25 protein-coding genes and 1 tRNA gene are annotated in these 25,686 nt (G+C 43.0%); 13 read left to right on the forward strand and 13 right to left on the reverse strand.

Features of this window, described 5'->3' with window-relative positions; translation table 11 throughout:
- Positions 1–4: 4 nt before the first annotated feature.
- The 7 genes from secD to queA all read right to left on the reverse strand — a co-directional run bounded on the left by secD (position 5) and on the right by queA (position 7,281).
- The gene (gene secD, locus FTV34_RS09110; RefSeq protein WP_159123076.1) at positions 5–1,903 is read right to left on the reverse strand and encodes a protein translocase subunit SecD; all 1,899 of its coding nucleotides are present in this window, start codon (positions 1,901–1,903) and stop codon (positions 5–7) included.
- A 52-nt stretch (positions 1,904–1,955) separates the two neighbouring features.
- Positions 1,956–2,285, reverse strand: coding sequence for a preprotein translocase subunit YajC (yajC, locus tag FTV34_RS09115; protein ID WP_004783613.1), 330 nt, complete (start codon positions 2,283–2,285; stop codon positions 1,956–1,958).
- A 100-nt stretch (positions 2,286–2,385) separates the two neighbouring features.
- Positions 2,386–3,516, reverse strand: a complete 1,131-nt coding sequence (gene tgt / locus FTV34_RS09120; protein ID WP_180011722.1) for a tRNA guanosine(34) transglycosylase Tgt — start codon at positions 3,514–3,516, stop codon at positions 2,386–2,388.
- A gap of 122 nt (positions 3,517–3,638) precedes the next feature.
- Positions 3,639–4,493: a DUF4303 domain-containing protein gene (locus FTV34_RS09125; protein ID WP_180011724.1), complete on the reverse strand. Its 855-nt coding sequence runs from the start codon at positions 4,491–4,493 to the stop codon at positions 3,639–3,641.
- A 111-nt stretch (positions 4,494–4,604) separates the two neighbouring features.
- Positions 4,605–5,174, reverse strand: coding sequence for a LemA family protein (locus tag FTV34_RS09130; protein WP_180011726.1), 570 nt, complete (start codon positions 5,172–5,174; stop codon positions 4,605–4,607).
- Between the two features lie 25 nt (positions 5,175–5,199).
- Entirely contained in the window at positions 5,200–6,228 is a 1,029-nt protein-coding gene (locus FTV34_RS09135; protein WP_180011728.1) for a hypothetical protein, read from the reverse strand.
- Between the two features lie 18 nt (positions 6,229–6,246).
- On the reverse strand, positions 6,247–7,281 hold the full coding sequence (gene queA, locus FTV34_RS09140) for a tRNA preQ1(34) S-adenosylmethionine ribosyltransferase-isomerase QueA (RefSeq protein WP_180011730.1): 1,035 nt from the start codon (positions 7,279–7,281) through the stop codon (positions 6,247–6,249).
- Between the two features lie 167 nt (positions 7,282–7,448).
- On the opposite strand from queA, the gene FTV34_RS09145 reads away from it, so the two are divergent.
- Positions 7,449–7,535, forward strand: a tRNA-Leu gene (locus tag FTV34_RS09145).
- Positions 7,536–7,798: 263 nt separating this feature from the next.
- On the opposite strand, the gene FTV34_RS09150 is transcribed toward FTV34_RS09145, so the two are convergent.
- Positions 7,799–9,442, reverse strand: a complete 1,644-nt coding sequence (locus FTV34_RS09150; protein ID WP_180011732.1) for an acyl-CoA synthetase — start codon at positions 9,440–9,442, stop codon at positions 7,799–7,801.
- A 241-nt stretch (positions 9,443–9,683) separates the two neighbouring features.
- Here FTV34_RS09150 and FTV34_RS09155 point away from each other — a divergent pair, with 241 nt between their 5' ends.
- The 4 genes from FTV34_RS09155 to infC all read left to right on the forward strand — a co-directional run bounded on the left by FTV34_RS09155 (position 9,684) and on the right by infC (position 14,853).
- Positions 9,684–10,967: a D-arabinono-1,4-lactone oxidase gene (locus tag FTV34_RS09155; protein WP_180011733.1), complete on the forward strand. Its 1,284-nt coding sequence runs from the start codon at positions 9,684–9,686 to the stop codon at positions 10,965–10,967.
- Between the two features lie 12 nt (positions 10,968–10,979).
- Positions 10,980–12,146, forward strand: coding sequence for an alanine racemase (locus FTV34_RS09160; RefSeq protein ID WP_180011735.1), 1,167 nt, complete (start codon positions 10,980–10,982; stop codon positions 12,144–12,146).
- A gap of 227 nt (positions 12,147–12,373) precedes the next feature.
- Positions 12,374–14,296 carry a threonine--tRNA ligase gene (gene thrS, locus FTV34_RS09165; protein ID WP_180011737.1) on the forward strand — a complete coding sequence of 641 codons (1,923 nt, stop codon included), beginning with the start codon at positions 12,374–12,376 and terminating at the stop codon, positions 14,294–14,296.
- 5 nt (positions 14,297–14,301) lie between these two features.
- Entirely contained in the window at positions 14,302–14,853 is a 552-nt protein-coding gene (gene infC / locus FTV34_RS09170; protein WP_081400954.1) for a translation initiation factor IF-3, read from the forward strand.
- Positions 14,854–14,914: 61 nt separating this feature from the next.
- On the opposite strand, the gene FTV34_RS09175 is transcribed toward infC, so the two are convergent.
- From FTV34_RS09175 to FTV34_RS09185, 3 genes are all read right to left on the reverse strand, one after another.
- Positions 14,915–15,310 (reverse strand): hypothetical protein, encoded by a 396-nt coding sequence (locus FTV34_RS09175; protein ID WP_004783587.1) that lies wholly within the window; start codon positions 15,308–15,310, stop codon positions 14,915–14,917.
- 225 nt (positions 15,311–15,535) lie between these two features.
- Positions 15,536–16,087, reverse strand: a complete 552-nt coding sequence (locus tag FTV34_RS09180) for a hypothetical protein (RefSeq protein ID WP_180011739.1) — start codon at positions 16,085–16,087, stop codon at positions 15,536–15,538.
- Between the two features lie 99 nt (positions 16,088–16,186).
- Positions 16,187–16,651 (reverse strand): Hsp20 family protein, encoded by a 465-nt coding sequence (locus FTV34_RS09185; RefSeq protein WP_004783582.1) that lies wholly within the window; start codon positions 16,649–16,651, stop codon positions 16,187–16,189.
- A gap of 310 nt (positions 16,652–16,961) precedes the next feature.
- On the opposite strand from FTV34_RS09185, the gene FTV34_RS09190 reads away from it, so the two are divergent.
- The 3 genes from FTV34_RS09190 (at position 16,962) to FTV34_RS09200 (ending at position 18,375) form a co-directional block, all read left to right on the forward strand.
- Positions 16,962–17,582, forward strand: a complete 621-nt coding sequence (locus tag FTV34_RS09190; RefSeq protein WP_004783581.1) for a glutathione S-transferase N-terminal domain-containing protein — start codon at positions 16,962–16,964, stop codon at positions 17,580–17,582.
- A gap of 72 nt (positions 17,583–17,654) precedes the next feature.
- Positions 17,655–17,945 (forward strand): hypothetical protein, encoded by a 291-nt coding sequence (locus tag FTV34_RS09195; protein WP_180011741.1) that lies wholly within the window; start codon positions 17,655–17,657, stop codon positions 17,943–17,945.
- Between the two features lie 7 nt (positions 17,946–17,952).
- Positions 17,953–18,375 (forward strand): YqaA family protein, encoded by a 423-nt coding sequence (locus FTV34_RS09200; RefSeq protein WP_034170828.1) that lies wholly within the window; start codon positions 17,953–17,955, stop codon positions 18,373–18,375.
- Between the two features lie 92 nt (positions 18,376–18,467).
- Here the strand turns inward: FTV34_RS09200 and FTV34_RS09205 are convergent, their stop codons facing one another.
- Positions 18,468–19,721 carry an MFS transporter gene (locus FTV34_RS09205; protein ID WP_180011743.1) on the reverse strand — a complete coding sequence of 418 codons (1,254 nt, stop codon included), beginning with the start codon at positions 19,719–19,721 and terminating at the stop codon, positions 18,468–18,470.
- A 230-nt stretch (positions 19,722–19,951) separates the two neighbouring features.
- Here FTV34_RS09205 and rpmI point away from each other — a divergent pair, with 230 nt between their 5' ends.
- Positions 19,952–20,146: a 50S ribosomal protein L35 gene (rpmI, locus tag FTV34_RS09210; RefSeq protein ID WP_004278281.1), complete on the forward strand. Its 195-nt coding sequence runs from the start codon at positions 19,952–19,954 to the stop codon at positions 20,144–20,146.
- An 11-nt stretch (positions 20,147–20,157) separates the two neighbouring features.
- Positions 20,158–20,517 carry a 50S ribosomal protein L20 gene (gene rplT, locus FTV34_RS09215; RefSeq protein ID WP_004647525.1) on the forward strand — a complete coding sequence of 120 codons (360 nt, stop codon included), beginning with the start codon at positions 20,158–20,160 and terminating at the stop codon, positions 20,515–20,517.
- 158 nt (positions 20,518–20,675) lie between these two features.
- On the opposite strand, the gene FTV34_RS09220 is transcribed toward rplT, so the two are convergent.
- A complete protein-coding gene (locus FTV34_RS09220; RefSeq protein WP_180011745.1) occupies positions 20,676–21,704 on the reverse strand; it encodes a hypothetical protein in 1,029 nt (342 codons plus the stop codon).
- Between the two features lie 159 nt (positions 21,705–21,863).
- Here FTV34_RS09220 and pheS point away from each other — a divergent pair, with 159 nt between their 5' ends.
- From pheS to FTV34_RS09235, 3 genes are all read left to right on the forward strand, one after another.
- Positions 21,864–22,844, forward strand: coding sequence for a phenylalanine--tRNA ligase subunit alpha (pheS, locus tag FTV34_RS09225; protein ID WP_034703065.1), 981 nt, complete (start codon positions 21,864–21,866; stop codon positions 22,842–22,844).
- 136 nt (positions 22,845–22,980) lie between these two features.
- Positions 22,981–25,362, forward strand: a complete 2,382-nt coding sequence (gene pheT, locus FTV34_RS09230; RefSeq protein WP_180011747.1) for a phenylalanine--tRNA ligase subunit beta — start codon at positions 22,981–22,983, stop codon at positions 25,360–25,362.
- Complete coding sequence (locus FTV34_RS09235) at positions 25,359–25,655, forward strand: integration host factor subunit alpha (RefSeq protein ID WP_004783565.1); 297 nt, start codon at positions 25,359–25,361, stop codon at positions 25,653–25,655. The genes pheT and FTV34_RS09235 overlap by 4 nt, the downstream gene beginning before the upstream one ends.
- Positions 25,656–25,686 lie beyond the last annotated feature (31 nt).

The raw sequence follows: 25,686 nt of genomic DNA on the forward strand, positions 1-25,686 counted from the left end.
TCTCCTAAATGCTCAACTTTTTCAAGTTACGTTTTTTGCCATAGATGATCTGTACGATCGCACGGGTTACGGTAATCGCCGTAAACATCGAGCAGACAATACCAATCATCAGGGTGACAGCAAAGCCTTTGATTGGACCAGTACCAATTGCGAACAGAATGAACGCGACCAGGAAGGTAGTTAAGTTCGAGTCGAAAATGGTGTTATAGGCTCGATCATAACCGGCCACAATTGCCTGTTTCGGCGAGGCGCCCCATTTCATTTCTTCCCGTATCCGCTCACAGATCAGTACGTTGGCATCGACCGCCATACCGATGGTAATCACGATACCCGCGATACCCGGCAGGGTGAGGGAAGCGCCAATCCACGACATCACTGTCAGAATCATCGCCAGGTTAACGACCAGCGCAAAGTTGGCAATTACACCAAACAGACGGAAGAATACGACCATCCAGATCGCTACTAGAATGAAGCCGATTTGGGTAGAGAGTACGCCTTTATCAATATTTTCCTGACCCAGACTTGGACCAATCACACGTTCTTCAACGAAATACATTGGCGCAGCCAGAGCACCAGCACGTAGCATCAAGGCAAGCTCAGAAGCTTCCTGAGGTGAGTCCAGACCGGTAATACGGAATTGAGAACCCAATACTGCCTGAATGGTAGCAGCGTTAATCACCACAGATTCGGTATATGGTGTACGCACTTCAGTTTGTGCACCTGTTGCCGGGTCTTCTACGTAGCTGATCTTTTGCTTGTTCTCAATGAACAGTACCGCCATACGTTTGCCTACGGCATTACGTGTGGCATCTGCCATCAATTTACCGCCAGCGCTGTCCAAAGTAATATTAACTTCAGCACCACCAGTATCCTGACTAAAGCCAGAAGATGCATTTTGTACACGTTCACCGGTCAAAATACGGTTACGGTTTAGCAATAACTGACGACCACTGTCCAGAGATTCATAAGCAAATGCCTGAGTTCCTGCTGGAGCTGTACCACTTAATTGGCCAGTATAAGGATCGATGTATTGATCATTCAGATCAGACACCAGACGGAATTCCAGGTTCGCCGTACGACCCAAGACACGTTTTGCTTCTGCGGTATCCTGTACACCCGGAAGTTCAACCACAATACGGTTGCTACCTTGGGTTTGTACCAGCGCTTCAGCCACACCTAACTCGTTAATACGGTTACGTAAAGTAGTTAAGTTCTGGTTCACCGCATAAGATTCGATTTCCTGCTTACGCGTATCGGTATAGTTGAGGCGTAAAGTCGAACCGGTTTCAGTCGCCACTGCCTGCTGATTGAATTCATTGCCATTACGGCGCAAGAAATCCATGACAGCAGCACGATCATCATTATTGGCAAACTGCACAACAATGGTGTTATTGCTTAAATTCAGGCTATTGAATTTCAGGTTGTTATCACGCAGCTGACGACGCAGGTCAGTTGCTGAGGTGTCCATGCGCTGTGCAATCGCCTTGTCCATATCCACTTCGAGCAGGAAGTGAACACCACCACGTAAGTCCAGACCCAGTTTCATTGGTTTGGCACCAATTTTCTGTAGCCATTCTGGAGTGGTTGGAGCAAGGTTAAGTGCTACGACGTATTCATCACCTAAACCACGGCGTAAAGCTTCTTTGGCTTTCAGCTGTGCTTCACTTGAATTTACACGTAATAAAGCAGCGTTATTACTAAAGCTATTGTCGTGAGTTGCAATATTTTCAGTTGTTAAAATCTGCTCTGCTTTTTGTACGATGCCTGCGTCAATCTGAGTACCGGCTTTGGCACCCGAAATCTGTACAGCAGGTTCATCTGGATACAAACTTGGCAGGGCATATAAAGTACTGACCACCAGGACAACCAGGATCAGCACATATTTCCATGCTGGGTAACGCATTCGTTTTCTTCTTAAAATGAAAAAGTCGTGCGGGGAGCACGACTAATTTTGATTAAATGTTATTTAAAGTGCCTTCAGGCAGAACTGAGATCACACTCGCGCGTTGAACTTTGACTTCTACACCGCGGCTCAACTCAACGACTGCGAAATCACCTTCAATTTTAGTGATTTTGCCCATTAAGCCGCCTGCAAAAACGACTTCGCTGCCTACGCCAAGACTGTCAACCAGAGCACGGTGCTCTTTGGCACGTTTTGATTGAGGGCGCCAGATCAAGAAATAGAAGATTGCAACAAAAACCGCAATCATCAAAAGGTTAGCCATCAAGCTTGGTTGTTGTGCAGCTTCACCTGCAGCGTGAGCAGTCGAAATAAATAGGCTCATTTCATTTTCCTAAAATAAAAAACTGGTGATCAACTCGATAATAAATTGACATATTCTTGCAATTTACCCTGTCTTTTTCCTCAGCGCAAATGCTGAAAGATTAATCTTGTGGACAAGGTGGAACTTCCAGGCCACGACGAGCGTAAAAGTCCTGAACAAATTCATCAAAAGTTCCGTTATCCAGCGCATTGCGGATATCTTCGGTAAAACGCTGGTAATAACGCAGGTTATGGATGGTACCGAGCATAGAGCCCAGCATTTCTCCACATTTCTCTAAATGGAACAGATAAGCGCGGGTAAAGTTCTGACAGGTATAGCAGTCGCAATGTGGATCAAGTGGGCTTTGATCATGACGGTATTGGCTGTTACGGATACGCACCAGACCATCGGTCACGAAATAATGACCGTTACGTGCATTTCGGGTTGGCATGACGCAGTCGAACATGTCTACACCGCGACGGATGCCTTCAACGATATCTTCCGGTTTACCGACACCCATCAGATAGCGCGGTTTATTTTCCGGCATTTTGTTCGGAAGATAATCTAGCACCTTGATCATTTCTTCTTTTGGTTCACCAACAGACAGACCGCCAATTGCATAACCGTCGAAGTCAATCTCAAGCAGGCCTTTTAAGGATTCATCGCGCAGGTCTTCATACATCCCGCCCTGAATAATTCCGAACAGGGCATTTTTATTGTTGAGTTCATCATAATGATGTTTCTTGCAGCGCTCAGCCCAACGTAAAGACAGCTGCAAAGATTTCTGCGCTTCTTCATGGGTTGCAGGATAAGGCGTACATTCATCAAAAATCATCACGATATCGGAGTTCAACGTATGCTGAATTTCCATTGAAATTTCAGGTGAAAGGAAAACTTTTGAACCATCGATCGGGGAGCGGAAGGTCACGCCTTTTTCTTCAATCTTGCGCATTGCACCCAGACTGAAGACTTGGAAGCCGCCTGAGTCAGTCAGAATCGGTTTATCCCATTTCATGAAACCGTGCAGGCCACCATGCTGCTTGATGACTTCAAGGCCCGGACGCAGGTATAAGTGGAAAGTATTACCGAGGATAATCTGTGCTTTAATACCTTCAACATCACGTGGCAACATGCCTTTAACCGTGCCATAAGTACCAACTGGCATAAAGACGGGTGTCTCTACTACGCCATGTTCAAGCGTTAAACGACCACGACGGGCACGACCCGACTGACCTAATTTTTCAAACTTCATAAGAGTTCCAAATCAAGGCGAAAAAACAGTTCGCTGATTACTAATGCGAATTAAAGGGCGCTATTTTCCTTGATTCTGACCTTAAACGCCAGCATTGTAGAGAATTCACTCTGTAATTTTATTTATCGATGAATAGAGGAAATATCAGGTGAAAGAGGTAAGTTTGCAGAAAATTGCTGTAAACGCTGCATAATTTCTTCCCGGCTCAAGGCACAGCTACCATCAGGTTCAGCCGCCATGGCAGCAATATGCTGGATCAATTTTTGGATATAGATATTGCTGTCGATAAAATAGGATTCCAGCGTCAGTAAATAGGCATCCTGCGCCACTTGCAAATAGTCATAAGGTTCCATAGCCAGCATTTGTTCCAGATCAATCAGAATATCCTTATCACTTTGTGAGAGTTTTAAACGTTTATTGACTCTCGGTTGAGACAGGGTCTGTCTGAAAGCTAAAAAGTCCTGCAATAAGCGACTGTCGGAATTGAGTTCAAGTGCAGATTGGCATTCACATTCGGGTTGGATCGGAACGCTGAGGAAAAAAATAATCGAATCTAGATCCAGACCATAAGCTTCAGATAATTTGCGTTTGGCTTGTTTAAAAGTTTCTAGCAATAAATCCAAGTGAGTAGCAGGAAGCTGTTTTTGTTGAGCTAAGACAGGATGGCCAAAACTATGCTGGGTTTTAAAATACTCTGCCAGCAAAGTTTTAAAAGGCATGAGTTCAGATTGTGAAGAGCTTTGGCTTTTATAGCGCCATTTTCGTACATTCCAGCGATCCCGTTCGGCCAGATATTGCTGTGGATCTTCAGGGTCCTGAAAAATGCTACGTTCTGTGGAAATCGCCAGATCATCCAGCAATAAAAATTCGTCAAAGACCAGACTACAGGCATAGATGTGGTCATCCTGATAGCGGTCATACAGCTGATAAAATTCCTTGACCAGCGTCTGTTGCAAGTGTTCTAAATAATCCAGCATGATTTTTTATTCTTTTTATTGGGTTTTTATAAGTGTATTGCTTTATCTCTCGCTATTGCATCATAAGCCAATGTATTGCAAATCAAAAACTATAAAATGTAATGATTTTTCTCAGTGAAAGTTCGGACGATAGTCAAAGTTTTGAGTCACGGTCTGGTCACGGAAAGGGCGTACTGCTTTCTTTCTGAGAAACATGTTATTGATAATATTGTGCGGGAAAATCTGAATCTGGTTATTGAAGAGTTCGACATTGCGGTTGTAGATGGTAATTGCAGCGCCGACATTTTCATTCTGTTCTTCAATTTCATTCATCATTTTCAGATAAATGTCATTAGTTTTCAGTTCAGGGTAGTTTTCAATCACCACATTCAGGCTGCGCATCAGTTCTTTATTCAGGTTTTCAACCCGTTGTAACTGGGCAATATCGGCATCCTGAATATTCAGGCTCATAATGTTCTGGCGCAGTTCAGTGACTTTCTCTAAAGTTCCTTTTTCAAAACTGGAATATTGCTCAACCAGAGGTTGCAGACCATCCAGGATTTTTAGTTTTTGCCGCTCATAGCTGGCGACATCGGACCATGCACGAATAGTGGAGTTATGATGACGCACAATGCTGTTACGAATCATGATAATGGCAATAATGACCAGAAGCGGGATAATGACAAAAACAAAAAATCCCATAAAAGTAGTCCCCAGAAAAAAATAATTATTTTAAAAATTGCGTCAGATCAGTATGTAACTTTTCCAATTCTATTAATTTAAACGTTCTGAGATGGCCACGCAATGTGGAAATATCGCTAATTTTATCGTGTTTACTGGATACCTCAAATAAATCATGTGGTCCCAGATAGCAGAGTATATGGCTTTCCGGGTGAAACAATAAATCGCCCTGACGCTGTTCAAAAAAGTCCGCTAGTCGAAGTACAAAACCAGGCGTGAGCATTTTGGCCATTTGCATCGGATCACTGCCAAAGAAATTTAACTTCTGGTTGGTGCGAATGTCGCTGCTGTGCCAGGGATAAGCATAAGGATAATGAAATTTCTTTCTGGAGGTAGTCACGGCTAGCCCCTGAATCTGAACATCAAAAACAAATACCCCCCAAAGGTCTTTATGTACCTGGGTCAGTTTGACCGGTTGACCTTCCTTATTGCGTACCTGAACTTCATGTACATAATGATATTGAAAGACTAGAACCTGATGTTGTTGACCATCTTCATCTTCCCAGACGGTGCTGGCATAGCGTGAAATTTCATTACTCAGAGAGCCCTGATTAAATACCGGGAACAGACGTTTTAAATGGCTAATAAAATGTAGGGGATTCAGTGGAATAGAAATATGTTGTGGCTGCCTCTGAAAAGCCAGCTGGTATTTTTTGGCGAGCGCCTCATCTTCCAGATAACGAATGACTTCATCCAGTGGCTTTCGATGTTCATAGCTGATATAAGCCCAGAATACCAATAGGCATCCAAAGAAAACACCGCTTTGCATCCAGATATTGGCAGGCGCTACAAAGATGCAGCCAATCAGAAAGAGTCCGATTCCGGCCAGAGCAAGCGGTAAATTATTTTCAAATTTTAAGCTAATTGGGCCATTCCAGGGGTGCAAGCCATCCAATAATTCCTGATAGCTTTTGGCCTGACGACCCAGATCCCAGAGCCGGGCGATATTGCGAAACACCACTTCATTTTTCTTACGTCGAATATGAATGGAATGCTGCACAGACTCGATCGGCATGGGGAGGTTTCCTGCTGATTATTGCGCTTGATCAATCAGCATGGCATCGCCATAACTGAAGAAGCGGTATTTGCTTTCAACCGCGTGCTTGTAAGCATTCAGGATGTTTTCGCGGTTAGATAGAGCCGAAACCAGCATGAGCAGGGTAGATTCCGGTAAATGGAAGTTGGTAATCAGACGATCCACCACTTTGAACTCATAACCCGGATAGATGAAGATTTGAGTATCACCGGTCCAGCCTTTCAGTTCACCACCATTGGCCTGAGCCGCACTTTCGGTCGCACGGGTTGCGGTCGTACCGACAGCAATCACTTTATTACCACGTGCTTTGGTGGCTTTGATCAATTCCATGGATTCATCCGATACCTGACACCATTCGCTGTGCATGATATGGTTTTCGATATCATTGGTACGAACTGGCAGGAAAGTACCTGCACCGACATGCAAGGTCACAAAGGTTTTCTGAATGCCTTTTTCTTCCAGTTTCTTCAGCAACTCTTCATCGAAGTGCAGGGAAGCGGTAGGAGCAGCAACGCTGGCCAGTTTTGTCGGATCATTGAAAACGGTTTGATAACGAACCGTATCAATCTCTTCCGCTTCACGGTTGAAATAGGGTGGAATTGGTAGCGCGCCGTATTTGTCTAAAACATCCAGAATCGGCTGAGAAAACTCGACAATAAACAGATTTTCATGACGGCCTTGAACGGTGACTTTGACTTCATCTGGACCAATAAATAATTCTGCACCAGCTTTAGGTGTATTGCTGGCCTTGATATGACAATGCGCAATGAACTGATCCATCATACGCTCAACCAGTACTTCAACTGCACCACCAGAGGCACGTTTACCTTTCAGGCGCGCTTTCATCACTTTGGTATCGTTCAGAACCAGCAAATCGCCTTCATTCAATAAATCCAGAATATCGGTGAACTGGTGATCGTGATATTGGCCATGTGCATCAAGGTGTAACAGGCGGGAAGCACTACGTTGTTCAAGAGGATAGCGAGCAATCAGCTCATCAGGGAGATCGAAACTAAAATCAGAAAGTTGCATGACAATTTACGATAAAAAAACTGCGGCTAGTATAAACTTTTTTCTTTTTTATGGCGGGAATTGCTCGATTATAAAACAAAAAAATAAGAATTGTTTTAAAATTAGGCAAATGTGTTTTTTCTGCGTTGACAAGTTTTTGAAACAGAGTAATATAGCCGTCATCCACTCCCGAGGTGGTGAAATTGGTAGACGCGGCGGACTCAAAATCCGCTGTCAGAGATGACGTGTCGGTTCGAGTCCGACCCTCGGGACCAAAATTCTGAAGAACCCCAAGCATATTAAGTCTTGGGGTTTTTTATTGCCTAAAAATAAGCATGTGGATGTGAGCTTCTTTGATTGATTGCATTCTTTTTTTTCAATTTTGAAAGAGTTATTTCAGAATAAGTACCTTAATCAGCACCTAAATAAACAAATTGTCTTTATTCTGAATATAAAAAAGCCCCACTCATCAAATTTTTCTTTTTCACCATCAAAAATAAAATTCAGGAGTGGAGCTAGATATTACAGTCTTAATAAATTAAGAAAATTCACCCGTTGAGCGTTCTTTGGCCCAGTCACGCAGGATAAATTTCTGCAATTTCCCGGTTGAAGTTTTTGGAATCTCGGTAATCACTACATCTTTAGGTACTTTAAAACGCGCCAGATGTTGCTTGCAGAATTCGATAATCTCTTCTGCTGTGGCAGTTTGTCCTACTTTCAGTTCGACAAAGGCACATGGCACTTCCTGCCAGCGAGGATCTGGTTTTGCCACCACGGCTGCCGTGAGAATAGCAGGATGCTGATAGAGCACTTCTTCCACTTCCAGCGATGAAATGTTTTCACCACCCGAAATAATCACATCTTTAGAGCGGTCAGTGATTTTTGCATAACCATCAGGTTGGCATACTGCCAGATCGCCAGTATGGAACCAGCCACCGGCAAAGGCTTCTGCAGTTGCTTCCGGATTCTTTAAATAACCTTTCATGACGATGTTGCCACGGAACATGATTTCACCCATGGTCTGACCATCATGTGGCACTTCCTGCATAGTGTCAGGATCAAGCACTTTCATGCCATCTTGCAGTGGATATGGTACACCTTGACGAGAATGCAGTTGTGCCTGCTCCTGAATTGACAGATCTGACCAGCCTGCCTGAGACGCACAGAGCGCAGAAGGGCCATAGGTCTCGGTCAAGCCATAGACGTGAGTTACATTGATACCGATATTGCGCATGCCTTCAATGATTGCAGCGGGAGGCGCAGCACCCGCCACCATCACTTCTACGCGGTGATCAAACTTGGTCTTTTTCTCTTCAGGGGTATTGATCAGCATCGACAGCACAATGGGTGCACCGCAGAAATAATCCACTTTATGTTCAGCAATCAGCTTAAAGATCAGTTCCGGATCAACTTTACGTAAGCAGACGTTCGTACCACCATTGGCTGCCATGGTCCAGGCAAAACACCAGCCATTACAGTGGAACAGCGGTAAGGTCCATAAGTAAGTGGCACGCGGCATCATGCCACAAGCAATGATATTACTGGCTGCATTAATATAAGCGCCACGGTGATGGTAAACCACGCCTTTCGGATTGCCTGTGGTTCCAGAAGTGTAGTTCAGGCTAATCGCATTCCATTCATCATCCGGTAAATGCCATTCAAAATTGGCATCGCCTTGAGCTAGCCAGTCTTCATATTCAATCTGGCCGATACGGGTATCTTCACCCTCGAATTCTTCATCAGTCACGTCAATCACATAAATGTCTTGCTGTGGAACCAATGCCAAAGCTTCTGTTGCAACTGCGGAAAATTCTGGATCGACCAGCAGTACTTTGGTCTCAGCATGTTCCAGCATGAACGCCAATGTTTTGGCATCCAGACGGGTATTTAAAGTATTCAGGACCGCACCCGCCATTGGCACAGCAAAGTGTGCTTCGATCATCGCAGGTACGTTTGGCAGTAAAACTGAAACGGTGTCATTTTTACCGATGCCTAAATTCTGGAGCTGGTGGGCAAACTGACGGCAACGATTGTATTTTTCACGCCAGGTAATACGACGCTTACCATGAATGATCGCATTTTGATTCGGGTAGATATAAGCCGCGCGATCGAGATAGCGTAAAGGTGACAGCGCTACAAAATTGGCAGGGGTGCGCGGTAATTCATCGTATGCCTTAACCATTGTAAAACTCCGTTCTATATTTATTTTTCATATCCTGTTAAAAAAGATATGCAATTCTTGGAAGTCTTGCAGTTATGCTTTAGTCGAGTGCGAATGTATAATTTTAAAAATTTAAATAATTGAATATTAATAAAATTATTTTTAAGCACCGATTTTTTTGAACCTATGGGTTCCCATATTTGCCTTTTTAGGTATTTTACTCTAAATGGGTGTTAAATATAGCCTCAGCCAAGGAATAATAATGAAAATACAACAGGCGGATGCAACATGGCGCAACTGGTCAGGAAGCCAGTACAGTTCTCCTCAAATTTTTGAGCCTAAAGAAATTAATGAATTGCAAAATCTGGTGAAGTCACATGCGCAGTTTCGTGTGGTGGGTGCAGGACATTCATTCAGTGCGCTAGCCAAAACCGATGAGGTATTGATTCGTCTGGATCATTTCAAAGGCGTGATAGATGCAGATGAAGCGACAGCTCAATGTACTGTACAGGCAGGTACGCGTTTATATGAGTTGGGTGAATATCTAGCCCCTCTTAATCAGGCTTTGATCAATCAAGGCGATATTGATCAGCAAAGTCTGGCGGGTGCAGTCTCGACCGGTACGCATGGCACGGGAATTGATTTGCCGTGTTTATCTGCTTTCGTTCAAGGCTTTGAATTACTGACTGCAGATGGCGAATTATTGCAATGTGATGAGCAGCAAAATACGGAAATTTTTCAGGCAGGGCGGGTAGCACTGGGCAGTCTCGGAATACTCACCAAAATCACCCTGCAAAATCGGCCGCGTTATAAATTAAAAGAACAGATCCGGTTGTGTCCGTTAAAAGACATATTTTCCAATATCGATCAATGGAAACATCAGTATCGGCATATTGAGTTTTGGGCTTTTCTGTATGCTGATCAGGTCATGCTGAAAACGCTGGATGAAACGGATGAATGCATTCAGCCGAGAAAAGAAAGCTGGCCATCAGAAGATAGTTTATTAATGTTGTGCTCGGAATTGACAAGGTTATTGCCGTCTACCAATCCTTATCTGCAAAAGCTGCTCGGTGTTTTTGTCAAACCGACCTGTTTTGTGGATTGGTCCAGTCAGATTTTCCCCACACCGCGTAATACCCGATTTAATGAAATGGAATACCAGATTCCGGTCGAACTAGGCTTGCAGTGTCTGGAAGAAGTGCTGCATTGTTTAAGGCAGCATCGTGTGCCGATGTTCTTTCCGATCGAGTTTCGTTATGTCAAAGCGGATGACATCTGGCTCAGTCCGTTTTATCAGCGGGATTCAGTTTCAATTTCTATCCATCAGTTTTATAAGCAGGATTATCACGTCATTTTTAATCTAGTGGAACCGATTTTTCAGAAATATCAGGGGCGACCGCATTGGGGGAAATTGCATAACATGCATGCTGCATCACTGCGTGATTTATATCCAAAATGGCCTGAATTTGTGGCGCTACGTCAGCAACTGGATCCGCAGAAAAAATGGCTGAATCTCTACTTGAAACAACTGTTTCTGGCTAAGTAGCAGGAGTAAAAGATGCGATCAACTTATTTTCAGCAATTGACTCAAGACCTAAAACAGCAGGGTACAGGTACACCACAACTGATTCTGGATTTGGTTCAGTATCAGCATAATCTGGATGTTGTGCAGGCAAAACTACCTCCGCAGTTAAAGCCTCGTCTGGTGGTGAAATCTCTGTCCAGTACTGAGTTGCTTCAATTCGCTAGTGAAAAGCTGAATACCCAGCGTTTTATGGTATTTCATCTGCCACATCTTCGGGAAATTATCGGAGCATTTGAGCAAGCGGACATTCTACTCGGTAAGCCAATGCCGGTTCATGCAGCGCAGCGCTTTTATCAAAGCTGGTTTGGTCAAATGGACTTAAATACTCAAGTAAATATTCAATGGCTGATCGATAGTCAGGCACGTCTGGAGCAGTATCTGCAACTCGCCCAAAACCTGAATGTCTGCCTGAATATAAATATTGAAATTGATGTGGGGCTGCATCGCGGAGGAGTAAGCAGTCAGGAACAGTTTGTAGCCCTACTCAAGCTGATTCAGCAGCATCCTCTGAATCTAAAATTTTCCGGATTAATGGGCTATGATGCGCATGTAGCCAAACTGCCAAAGATTCTCAAAAGACTTGAAAAAAGTTATCAGCAATCACAGCAGATTTATCAACAATTCAAGATGACGCTGCAGCAATTTCCTGATTTATGGCATGAAAACCTATGTTTTAATGGTGGCGGCAGTCCGACCTTTATGCAGCATTGCCAGCAGAGTGTTTGTAATGATCTGGCTTTTGGTTCCATGCTACTTAAACCCAGTGACTTCGATCTGAAAAATCTCTCTGCTTTAAAATGTGCCTTGTGGATTGCCACACCAATTTTAAAAGTGCTGCCTTATGGCCAGATTCCCGGTCTGGAAGTATTTAATTATCTACCGCATCAGTATAAAGCATTATTTATTTATGGTGGCTACTGGCAGGCGGACTATTATTTTCCAGAAAAAAGCCAGCCGCATATTTTATATGGACGCAGTAGCAATCAGGAAATGGTTCTGGTATCGAAATCTTGCGAACTGAAAGTCGATGATTATGTGTTTTTAAGACCAACTCAAAGCGAAGCCATCATTCCCCAGTTTTCTCAATTGTATGTCTATATCGAAAGGCAATTTGAAGCGTGGCAAACCTTTAGAGAATAAATAATTCTTGAGTGAATAATGATCTTAACTCATTGCAGCTCAAAAGAACTTTTTGGTGATAAATCCTATTTTTATTAGGGAAAAGGTTTAATCATTGGCTCAAGCCGTGTAAAATTCTAGGCGATTTTTTATTTATCCACCGTTTTTATCTTTTGAGGTTCTCCCTCGATCATAATCTCGCGGTGACATGCTCCATGGTACGGGGCATCACTCCTTAAGGATTTCATATGCCAATTATCACTTTGCCAAATGGCGATCAAAAACAGTTTGATCACGCCGTATCTGTGATGGAAGTTGCTCAAAGCATCGGTCCTGGTCTTGCAAAAAATACCGTTGCAGGTCGTGTAAACGATCGTCTAGTGGACGCGTGCGATCTGATTACTGAAGACGCAACCTTACAAATCATCACGCCTAAAGATGAAGAAGGTGTCGAAATTATTCGTCACTCTTGCGCACACTTGGTGGGTCATGCCGTTAAGCAATTGTTCCCAGAAGCAAAGATGGTCATTGGTCCAGTCATTGAAGAAGGTTTCTACTATGACATCTGGATGCCACGTCCATTTACTTTAGATGACATGGCTGCGATTGAAGAGCGTATGAAAAAGCTCATCGATCAAGACTATGATGTCGTGAAAAAAATGACTCCGCGTGATGAAGTGATTGCAGAATTCACAGCCCGTGGTGAAGAATACAAATTGCGCCTGATCGCAGACATGCCTGAAGAAACTCAAATGGGCCTGTACTACCATCAGGACTATCTGGATATGTGCCGTGGTCCGCACGTACCAAATACCAAATTCTTAAAATCATTCAAGCTGACTAAAATCTCTGGTGCTTACTGGCGCGGTGATGCGAAGAACGAACAGCTACAACGTATTTATGGTACAGCTTGGGCTGATAAGAAACAGCTTGCAGCGTATGTAAAACGTATTGAAGAAGCGGAAAAACGTGACCACCGTAAAATCGGTAAAGCCTTAGACTTGTTCCATATGCAGGAAGAAGCACCAGGTATGGTGTTCTGGCATCCGAACGGCTGGACCATTTACCAAGTGCTTGAACAATACATGCGTAAAGTTCAGCAAGAAAACGGCTACCTTGAAATCCGTACTCCTCAAGTGGTGGATTTCACCCTTTGGGAAAAATCAGGTCATGCGGCAAACTATGCTGAAAACATGTTCACGACTCATTCCGAGAACCGTAATTATGCCGTGAAACCGATGAACTGTCCTTGTCACGTGCAAGTGTTCAACCAGGGTTTAAAATCATATCGTGATCTTCCAATCCGTTTAGCGGAGTTTGGTTCATGTCACCGTAACGAGCCATCAGGTTCTTTACACGGCATCATGCGTGTACGTGGCTTTACCCAAGATGATGCGCATATTTTCTGTACTAAAGAACAAATCGGTACCGAAGTTGCAGACTTTATCAAATTGACACTAGACGTATACAAAGATTTTGGCTTCGAAGAAGTACAAATGAAGTTGTCGACTCGTCCTGAAAAACGTGTAGGTGATGATGCACTTTGGGATATGGCAGAAAAATCTTTGGCAGATGCTTTAGATGCTGCTGGCCTGGATTGGGATTTACAACCAGGTGAAGGTGCATTCTACGGTCCGAAGATCGAATTCTCATTGAAAGATTGCTTAGGCCGAATCTGGCAGTGTGGTACCATTCAATGTGACTTCAACCTTCCAGAACGTCTGGATGCCTCTTATGTTACTGAAGACAACGATCGTGATCAGCCTGTGATGTTGCACCGTGCAATTCTTGGCAGTTTCGAACGTTTTATTGGTATACTGATTGAACACTACGCGGGCTTTATGCCACCTTGGTTATCACCAGTGCAAGCGTGTGTCATGAATATTACTGATGCTCAAGCCGAGGCTTGTGAGTCAGTCGTCGCGAAACTTAAAGAAAACGGAATTCGTGCAATTTCTGACTTGAGAAATGAGAAAATCGGCTTTAAGATTCGTGAACGTACTTTAGAGCGTATTCCTTACTTATTGGTACTTGGGGACCGTGAGGTAGAGGAAGGTACTGTGAATGTCCGTACCCGCTCAGGAAAAAATTTGGGTACTATGTCAATCGATGCTTTCGTTGACTTAGTAAAAGCAGCCGTTGCCGAACGCGGCCGGTACATTGTGGAGTAACAGCGATTAAACAGCCTGACCGTAATCAACAGGGCGGTAATAAATCAAACCGTCCTGCCTTGAATGATGAAATTCGTGCTAAAGAAGTTCGTCTTGTAGACGAAAATGGTGAGCAAAAAGGTATTGTAAGCCTTGCGGAAGCATTGCGCGCAGCAGAAAATGTTGAGCTTGATCTTGTTGAGATCGTAGCCAATGCTGAGCCACCTGTTTGCAAAATCATGGACTTCAATAAGCATTTGTTTGATCTGAAACAAAAGCAGAAAGAAGCGAAGAAAAAACAACATCAAGTCCAGGTGAAAGAAATCAAGCTACGTCCTGCGACAGATGTAGGTGATTACAACGTAAAATTACGTGCAATCATCAAATTCCTTGAAGAAGGAAACAAGGTTAAAATTACCCTGCGTTTCCGTGGTCGTGAAATGGCTCACCAGCAACTGGGTCTGGCTCAACTGCAAAAAGTTGAAGCAGACGTCGTTGAATATGGTGTTGTTGAACAAGCACCAAAAATGGAAGGTCGTCAAATGGGTATGCTGCTTGGTCCTAAAAAGAAAAAGTAAGCATCTCTTGATGAAAAAAGCCCTGCATTTGCAGGGCTTTTTTATGAGGTAACTTAATTTTTTATTGAGTAGGGTAGGATTTTCCTGCTTCTACAATCGGAATATTGGCCTCAGTGGGTACATAAATTATTTGTTGAATACGACCTTCACGTAGGGCTTCACCAAATGCACCAATAAATTCCTGCTTGCGATATTCAGGATAATCTTTAGCTGCCTGCCCAACGAGTTTAATAGCTTCTGCACGCAGTTTGGCACTTTCCAGTTCCGCTTTTGCAACTTGCACTTGAATCATTTTAGATTGTTCTGCTTCAGCCAATGCTGCCTGACCATCCATCCCTTGTTTCCAAACTTTATAATGTGGCCAGCCAAACAATAGCAGTAAAATGACAATCAATAAAAAGAAGAGCAAGCCCAATAGCATGAATGGACTTAGGGCGTTGCGACGGACATAATTCATAGTGCACCTACGGCAGATTTTTTTATCTATGGTATTTATTGAATGTTTTATTCTGTTTCAGAAAAGCATAGCCGAAATTTTATGTAAATCAACTATATGTGGTGATAGGGGAAAGTCCCAACCAGAACACCATTTTTTAATAACTGCTTTTTATCCTTTGAAATCTGATGAGATAAATTTCTTTCAGCTTAAACTTCATGATTAAAATTGCTTTTGAATCAGCCTTTATGATCTTAAATTCCAAGCACTGTACATGGCTTGAATAATTTCCTTGGCTTGCTGGCGGGAAAACATCGATAAATGAATCCGGAATAATCTTAAACAGAGTCGGTCGCGCCAACTGGGCTGACAAAGAATAAAATCGAGAGCGCCATCCCGCTGATTAATTTGATGAGCGGGAAGTCTGGTTAGCCAACGTTTGGTACGGGCTTTAATTGAATCATATTGAGGATTGATAAAGCTATAATGGACGGCTTCACGATATAAACACAGGCTTATCCGGTAACCTGCCAAAGTGTAATAAATTGTCCGCGAGGTGATTTTTAGTTTAATGCTATATACCAAGAGCGATAGCATCAGGAAACCCAGCATATAGCCATAAAAGCTTGGAGACTCCTGCCATAAAAATACCAATCCTCGAATAAAACTGGAAGGAGGATCTGGAGTATGAAGGTATAAGGTCATCAAAATTCCAATGGGATAGCAAAGAAGGAGAAGTCCCATATGTTTCATCGTCTGGGCACTTTGATGAAACAGAATAATATCTGATGTGCTCATATTATTATTTTTATAATGAGTGAAAATTGAACACTTTCAAGCTTAAGGATTCTGTCCTAAAAAAGAAAGACCCATTCGGGTCTTTCTTTTCGTTGAGGATCAGCTTTGCTGCTCGTTAGATTCATTTTTTTCAGCTAACAGTTTTTTGCCAATCGGAATCTGACGAGGCAATTTTTCTTCTGGCACATTGCGCTGCAATTCGATTTTCAATAAACCATTTTCAAATTCAGCTTGTTGTACCTCTACATGTTCATCCAGTCTTAAAGACAATTTGAATGAACGGTGGGCGATGCCTTTATGCAGGAATTCCACAGTCGTATCTGAATTTTCTTCCACCGCTTTACCGCTAATGGTCAGAACCTGATTTTCCAGATTGATCTCTAGCTGGTCTTCATTGAATCCGGCAGCAGAAACCACAATGCGGTAATTGTTGTCGCCGGTTTTTTCAATGTTGTAATGTGGATAGTTCGGTGCCTCACTTTGCATTGCATAATCAAAAAGGTCATTAAAGCGGTCAAAACCGATACTACGACGGAATAGTGGGCTAAGACTGAAATTGCTCATTGATCTTACCTCCTGATCTCAGAAAAGTTTTTTAAACAACATGCAATTCTTCAATATGAACTCAGTGATTAGAAACAATCTCCTGAATAGATCATTGCTCTATTTCTAATATAGGATTGAGGCGAAGCTTTTCAAGCCTCAAGATTTAAAAATATTTGAACCCATCTTGAGCTAAAAATAATGCTTTGAATTTAGCGATTTTACTGCTGAATCTATAACAAAATATGCGGAAGTAAGGCTTTAAATCATGCTATAACTAGATCAAATTTCAATAATGTCATGTAAAAACGAAAAGGTAACAGGTAATAACATGATTGATCTCTATTATTGGGGAACGCCCAATGGCCATAAAATTACCATCGCATTAGAAGAAATGGGCTTGGAGTATAAAATTTTCCCGATCAATATTCTGGAAAATGACCAGTTTCAACCTGATTTTTTACGTATCTCTCCAAATAACAAAATTCCTGCGATTGTGGATCAGGATGGCCCGCGTGGTGAACCGATTTCAGTCTTTGAATCTGGCGCGATTCTGCAATATTTGGGTCGTAAAACCGGCCTGTTTTATCCGGATGATGAGCAGCAACGTGTTGAAGTTGAGCAATGGCTAATGTGGCAAATGGGTGGCTTGGGTCCAATGCTGGGGCAGAATCATCACTTTAGCCGTTTTGCTCCTGAGCGTATCCCGTATGCCACTGATCGCTATGTCAATGAAACCAAGCGTCTATACGGGGTTCTGAACAAACAGCTGATTGGTCAAAAATATGTAGCCGGTGAGTATTCGATTGCGGATATGGCTATTTTGCCATGGGTGTTACGTCATGAATGGCAGCAAATTGATCTGGCAGATTATCCGGAAGTACAGGAATATGTGACACGCCTGACTGCGCGTCCAGCGGTGCAAAGAGCGTTAGCAATACAGGTCAGATAAGTCTGGCCTTTGTGCTAAACTAGATAAAAGTAGATTAAACCACCTTTGGGTGGTTTTTTATTGGGTGAGTATATGAAAGATTTTTTCCTGAACTTTACTAAAATCGTGGAAACAAATCCTCGAATTTACTGGAGTATTATTTTCGGTATCGCAGCTTGTCTGCTGCTGTTTATTGCTGAAATTGTGCATGTGGATCAGGTGATCAGTGCCTTGAATACCAAGGATCGTCAGATTTTAAATACAGCTCTTGAGCCGATCACCCAGAAATATCAATGGTCACGTATTTTGGTCATGGTTATGGCTATAGTCTGGGCGAATTGGGAATATCTTAAAGCCAAGAAAAAACTGGGTTTAAGCCGTTAGTCTCGGGATGTCCCTGTTTCTGCTCTTTCTTGCCGCTTTTGGTGCAGCCACTTTATTACCGCTGCAGTCGGAAGCGGTTTTGCTGGGTTTATTATGGCAAGGGAGCTATTCGGCGGCCTTGCTCATCATGATCGCAAGTGCTGGAAATATCTTGGGTTCCTGTGTGAACTGGTATCTGGGGTTCAAGATTGAGCAATATAAGCATAAAAAATGGTTTCCAGTCTCTGAGCAGCAGATGCTGAAAGCCCAAAGTACCTATCAGAAATACGGCTATTGGTCATTATTGCTGAGCTGGGTGCCGATTATTGGCGATCCAATTACATTAATTGCCGGTTTGCTTAAGGAAAATTTTACCCGTTTTATCTTGATAGTCAGTATTGCCAAAATTGGACGTTATCTGTTTGTCTATTGGGCTTATGCGATGTTTTAAAAAAAGAGGCATAAAGCCTCTTTTTATTTATATTCATCATTAGTGCGCAGAATTTTCTTGATTGAAAAACCTTTGCACATCAGAACTAAAAATTATTTTTCATTTCCTTTGGTAATATCAACTCCAAACAGATCCTTGGTTCTCGCCCAGCTGATGGCAACCACCAGTAGGGTCATGCTGCCACCAAACACTGTAGCCATAATCGTACCCATATATCTCGCAGCCAAACCAGACTCAAAAGCACCCAGTTCATTACTAGACGAGACAAACATGCCGTTTACTGCAGCAACCCGGCCACGCATATTATCGGGTGGATAAATCTGTAAAATCGTTTGGCGAATCACCACTGAAATACTGTCACAAGCCCCGGTCATGGCAAGAGCAAACAGAGATAGCCACATCGAGTTGGAGAAAGCAAATAGTAAAGTAAAGACACCGAAACCTGCGACTGCAAGCAGCATATTACGCCAGGCATGTTGCGTAGGCGGAAAGCGGGTCAGGACAATCATGGTTATCAGCGCACCAATGGAAGGAGCAGCCCGTAAATAACCCAAACCCTCTGGACCAACTTTTAGAATATCCTCTGCAAAAATCGGTAAGAGGGCAATCACCCCACCAAACAATACCGAAACCAGATCTAGAGAAATCGACCACAGTACAATTTTGCTGTTCCAGATAAAACGGAAACCATCGCCCAGACTATGCAGGACATTTTCAGTTTCAATTTTAGGAAAATCGCGCTTTTGCAATAAGTTAATCAGAACAAAACAGATGCTGACCAGTACTGTGACAGTTAGAAGACTGGTTTCCCGACCTAAAAATGCCAGCATAAAACCACCGAGCATCGGCCCGATAATTACACCACTTTGCCAGCCAATTGTGGTCCAGGTCGCTCCATTGGCATAGAGTGCACGTGGAATCAGAAAGGGTTTTAGTGAAGTTGCTGAAGGATTATAAAAGCCACGAATGGTACCCAGACAGAAAATGACGGCATAAATTCCCCAAGATAATTGACTGGTGCTGAGGTTTCCCAAGCCGTGATAATGAAACAGTGACCAGAGAATAAGCGGCATCGGAATGGCGAAAAATAAACAGATTTTCATAATAGTCTGCTTATTAAAACGATCCGCAACATATCCACCCCATAAAGAAAGGGAAATAAATGGAATCGCCTCTGCCAGACCAATCAGTCCTAAGGTCAGCGGGTCTTTGGTAATCTGATATAGTGAATAGGCAACAATAATTTCCTGAATCAGAATGGCTAAAGTCAAACAAAACTGATTTAAGGTGACAATAGAAAAGTCTCGGTAACGGAGTGCGGCAAACGCATCGGACTGAATGTGCATAAAAAGCTGCAACTGAAAAAATTGACAAATTATAAAGTGATATCACAAGCAGTATATAAATTCATCATTCAATTCTTATTGTAAAAAATGCTAAGTTTGCAGATTCATCAAGAAAAAAAGACTAGTGCTTTTGTTTTAAGCAAAGATGCATTAGAATATCGGCTCCCTTACCTGCAGGGCGTTCTTGCAATGGTGCAGACGTGCCGAACAGGTGTTCAAAAGAGGTTGTTATGCCTAAGATGAAAACTCGCCGTGGTGCAGCTAAACGCTTCAAAGCGACTGCTAACGGTTTTAAGCGTAAACAAGCGTTCAAACGCCACATTTTGACCAAAAAATCTGCTAAGCGTATTCGTCAATTGCGCGGCTGTGTAATGGTTCACGTAAGTGACGTTGCTTCAGTTCGTCGTATGTGCCCGTACATCTAAGGAGATTATAAATGGCTCGTGTAAAACGTGGTGTACAGGCTCATCGCCGTCACAAAAAAATTCTTGCTCGCGCTAAAGGTTACTATGGTGCTCGTTCACGCGTTTACCGCGTAGCGTTCCAAGCGGTAATCAAAGCTGGTCAATACGCTTACCGTGACCGTCGTCAGAAGAAACGTCAATTCCGTGCTCTATGGATTGCGCGTATCAACGCTGGTGCACGTCAAAACGGTTTATCGTACAGCCGTATGATCGCTGGCTTGAAAAAAGCTCAGGTTATCATCGACCGTCGCGTACTTGCTGACATCGCTATGCATGACGCAGTTGCGTTTGCAGCTCTAGCTTCTAAAGCTAAAGATGCGTTGGCTGCATAAGTCTTTATGACTTAGAAAAAAGACCGCTTTTAGCGGTCTTTTTTTATGCTTAAATAAAATCAGTGGGATCTTTGATTTTTTAAATCATTTATTTATTGATTTGGTGGAGATTAAAGCTCCACCAAGCTAAAGTGATTATTTATAGACAATATATTTTATTAAAGTCCGAAATAGTAGCCAATCAGACAGATCACAATCGTGATCAGAATCAGTTTGATCACACTTGAAGCACCGGTTTTATGGTGACTTTGTGGTCGTTCAGCTTTAGAGACTTTGACCGCGCGATCCTCAGTATTCATCCCTGTAAAAGGATCAGGCGTCACTTTAGGAGTGAGTTGTGCGGTTTTATAATGATTGGCCACTTTCACAATGAACTTGGCACTGATTTCATCGATTTTTTGTGCAAAGTGGCGCAGATTTAATTGCTGCTCTGGATTCAGTACCTGACCATCATCGTTATAAGGGTGTTGAATCTTCGTCTGAATAAAATCACTTAATGCATCCAGACGGTACAAGGTCTGATGAGCATAATCAGATGAATAATCCGTTGGGATTAAAGCAAGATGACTTGGATTTTCTGAGTGAGACTGAATCGTTGGGGTAGTACCGTAATAAGGCAAACCAGTATAAGTAGGCTCAGTGAATCCTTGAGCTAAATGATGTTCAAATAATTCCTGTTCAGTATAGGTATGAATATCATCCCAATTTGGCTGCACTAGATCAGCATCAATTCTTTTGGCCAGTTTACTGTTCAGTTCGTAACGCCAGAATACTTCATGACGTAAAGGCGACTGTTGGGCTTCCGGTGCTTCATAATCATTATCAGCGGTATACCATTCAGCCAGTTCCTTACCGATCATCCAGGCGGTTTTACCTTGAGCATGATGACTGATAATCACATGAGCCAAAGGAACCAGTTCGACATTGGCATTAGGGTTATTTTCATCTTCCAGTAAATGTGAAGAATGTAGACTAATACGACGAACCCCTTGTTTTTTCAGACCTTCTAACCAGATTTGAAAGTGCTGTGCCAGTAAATGCTGGGAAATCAGATCTCGAAAAGTTAAATGGTGCTGATTAAAAATGGAGTGATTCAGCCAGCGGCTGAAACTGAGATCCTGAGTTAAAAACTCATTGCCATAAGTGACGAGGGTCAGTTGCTGTTTCCAAATTTGATCGAGTGCCATAGTGATTTGATCTGATTGATATTATGTTTATCTTATACTTTTTATAATTCATGATGCTATTCTAATTTTCATTAAAAGCGCACTTCATCAACTCGCCTAAAAACTGTTAGAATATGGGGTTTTTAAAAATATTTCTAACCTGTTGCTTTGAGAGTTACTATGTCACTGGAAGCCCTGACCACTGAAGCGCTCGCTGCGATTGCAGCAGCTCAAGACCTTGCTGCACTTGATCAAGTACGAGTGCAATTTACGGGGAAAAAAAGCCAGCTCGCGGAACAATCTAAGTCGCTGGGGAAAATGGATCCTGAACAACGTAAAGCGTTCGGGGCACAAATTCACGCAGTTCGTGAAGCCATCACAAGTGCTTTGACACAACGTCAGGCTGAACTGCAAAAAGCTGCACTAGAACAAAAGCTTGCTAGTGAAACAATTGATATTACCTTGCCCGGTCGTGGCCAACAGGTGGGCAGCATCCACCCAGTGACCCAAGTACAAGAACGTATCTGTCAATTCTTCACCAAAGCAGGGTTTACAGTAGCGACTGGTCCAGAAGTTGAAGATGACTATCACAACTTCGAAGCATTGAATATTCCGGGTCATCACCCTGCACGTGCCATGCACGACACTTTCTACTTTGATGTGAACCATCTGCTACGTACCCATACTTCGGGTGTACAGATTCGTACCATGGAAACCCAGCAGCCACCAATTCGTATCGTGTGCCCAGGCCGTGTATACCGTTGTGACTCTGACCAGACACATTCACCAATGTTCCATCAGATCGAAGGCTTATACGTTGCTGAAAATACCAGCTTTGCTGAATTAAAAGGTTTATTGGTAAACCTGCTAAACGAATTCTTCGAAAAAGATTTGAAAGTGCGTTTCCGTCCGTCTTATTTCCCGTTCACTGAGCCAAGTGCTGAAGTGGACATTATGGATGAGCGTGGCAAATGGTTAGAAGTTTTGGGTTGCGGTATGGTGCATCCAAATGTACTTCGCGCTGCGGGTATTGATCCAGACAAATACAAAGGCTTTGCATTTGGTTTAGGTGTAGAACGTTTTGCAATGTTGCGTTATGGCATTAATGACCTGCGTATGTTCTATCAAAACGATGTGCGTTTCTTACGCCAGTTTGCTTAAAACTTTTATTTAATCCTCTCCTAACCTCTCCTTTAAAAAAGGAGAGGGACTCCGCGAAAAGATAGGAGTTCTCTCCCTTTGAAGAAGGGGGAATCAGAGGGGGATTCTAGAGATTGAAATTACAGGTTTTTTATAAATGAAAATTAGCGAAAATTGGCTACGCACATGGGTTAACCCAGCCATCGATAGTGAAAAACTGTCTGACCAACTGACTATGCTGGGCTTGGAAGTAGATGATTTGTCTCCAGCTGCAAAACCGTTCACAGGTGTGGTTGTGGGTGAAGTCCTGACTGTCGAACAGCATCCTGATGCAGATCGCTTACGTGTAACGACTGTGAACATTGGTTCAGGTGAGCCTTTGCAAATCGTGTGTGGTGCACCGAACGTACGTGCCGGTATGAAAGCACCAGTAGCTACCATCGGTGCAGTATTACCAGGCGATTTTAAAATCAAGAAAGGCAAACTGCGTGGTGTTGAATCACAAGGTATGTTATGCGGCGCTTCAGAAATCGATCTTGAAGATAAAATTGATGGTCTGTTAGAACTGCCTGCAGATGCACCAGTCGGTGTCAATGTTCGTGAATATTTAGACCTTGATGACAACGTGATTGATATCAGCATCACTCCGAACCGTGGTGACTGTTTCAGTATTCGCGGGATCGCACGTGAAATTGGTGTAATTAACCAATTGCCTGTCACTGCACCTGAAATTAAAGAAGTTGCAGCAACTCTTGCAGATGAGAAGAAAGTCGTTGTTGAAACTGAAGGTTGTGCACGTTACCTCGGTCGTGTGATCAAAAACGTCAATACCAAAGCACCAACCCCTGAGTGGATGGAACGAGCTTTAGTACGTGCCGGTATCCGTCAGCACAGTATTCTGGTCGACATCACCAACTATGTATTGATGGAACTGGGTCAACCTCTGCATGCATTTGATGGCGGTAAGGTTCAGGGTTCAGTGCATGTGCGTCAAGCCAAAGCAGGTGAAAAACTGGTTCTATTAAATGAACAGGAAGTGGAACTGCAAGACGACGTGATGGTAATCGCAGATGATGAAAAAGCATTAGCGATTGCAGGGATTATGGGGGGCCTGTCTTCATCAGTAACTGATGAAACTACTGAAATCTTCCTGGAATCAGCATTTTTCGCGCCATTGCATATTGCTGGCCGTGCTCGTCGTTTCGGTCTGCATACGGATGCGTCACAACGTTATGAACGTGGTGTAGACTTTGAACTTCCTATGATCGCAATGCACCGTGCTTCTCAGTTGATTGCTGAGCTTGCAGGCGGTGAGTTTGGTCCAATCATTGTAGCTGAAAAATCAGAGCTGTTACCAAAACGTGAAGCGATTGAGCTAGAACAAGCTCAAGTCGATCAATTATTAGGTTATACAGTTGAATCAGATTTCATTACAGATGCTTTAATGCGTTTAGGTTGTGAAGTGACTGTAAAAGCTGAAGGCCAGTGGTCAGTGGTTCCTCCATCACACCGTTATGATATGGCAATTTACCAAGACCTGATTGAAGAAGTTGCCCGTATTCACGGTTATGACAATATTCAAATCAGCTTACCGGTCATTGATGTGAAGTTGGCGAAATATGAAGATCAATTCGAACTAACTCAGCTTCGTCAAACAGCCGTGACCTTGGGTTATCAGGAAGCGATCAGCTTCAGTTTTGCTGACCTGAAACTGGAAAAACAGTTAAATCCAGAAGTTAATCCATTGGCATTGGCGAACCCAATTTCAAGCGATTTGGCAGTGATGCGTTCAACTTTACTGTCTAGCCTGATTCCATGCGTACAGTACAACGTTAACCGTCAGCAAAACCGTGTGCGTTTCTTCGAACTTGGTCTGCGTTTTGATTACCAGAATGCGGCTTCAATTCATGATCTGAAACAGATTCCAACTTTTGCCTTGATTGCCACAGGTTCACGTACGCCTGAAACCTGGCATGGTAAAGCACAGCCAATGGATTTCTTTGACTTCAAAGGTGACATTGAGGAAATTCTGGCAGCTGCGCGTCTAAATGTGGAATATGTACGTTCTGAACGTAGCTGGTTACATCCTGGTCAATCTGCTGAAATTCTAGTTAATGGTCAGTCAATTGGCTACTTAGGTCGTTTACATCCGTCGCTGGAAGATGAGCTCGATTTGGCGACGACTTGGGTCGCTGAATTAGATCAATCGGCTGTTTTGCAAACTTATGTATCTAATTTTACAGAATTATCACGTTTTCCATCGGTTCGACGTGATATTGCGCTTTTAATTAGTGATAAGATTAATGTTAGCGAAATTCAGGGACTTATCGAAAAAACAGGTGGAGAGCTTCTAGGCTCGACATGGTTGTTCGATGTGTACACTGGACAAGGAGTAGAAGAAGGGAAACGCTCACTGGCATTTGCACTTCTCTGGCAGCATCCAAGCCGTACACTGGAAGATGCTGAAATTAAATCAGGTATGGATAATATCCTTCAGGTGTTGGAAAACACTTACCAAGCGACATTGAGGGCTTCATGACAGCATTAACAAAAGCAGAAATGGCTGATCATTTAAGTGAGCTCACGAGTTTAAACCGTCGTGAAGCTAAACAAATGGTCGAGTTGTTTTTCGACGAGATTAGCCAAGCGCTAATCTCGGGCGAACAAGTAAAATTATCGGGTTTCGGTAACTTTGAGTTGCGTGATAAGCGTCAACGTCCAGGCCGTAATCCGAAAACGGGCGAAGAGATTCCGATCTCTGCACGCCGTGTTGTTACGTTCCGCGCGGGACAGAAGTTCCGTCAACGTGTGGGGAATGAGCAGATCAATTGATCTGCTTTTTTTCATTTAAAAATTTTATTTT

The sequence above is a fragment of the Acinetobacter sp. YH16038 genome (assembly GCF_013417275.1).
In the GTDB taxonomy this organism is placed as follows: domain Bacteria; phylum Pseudomonadota; class Gammaproteobacteria; order Pseudomonadales; family Moraxellaceae; genus Acinetobacter.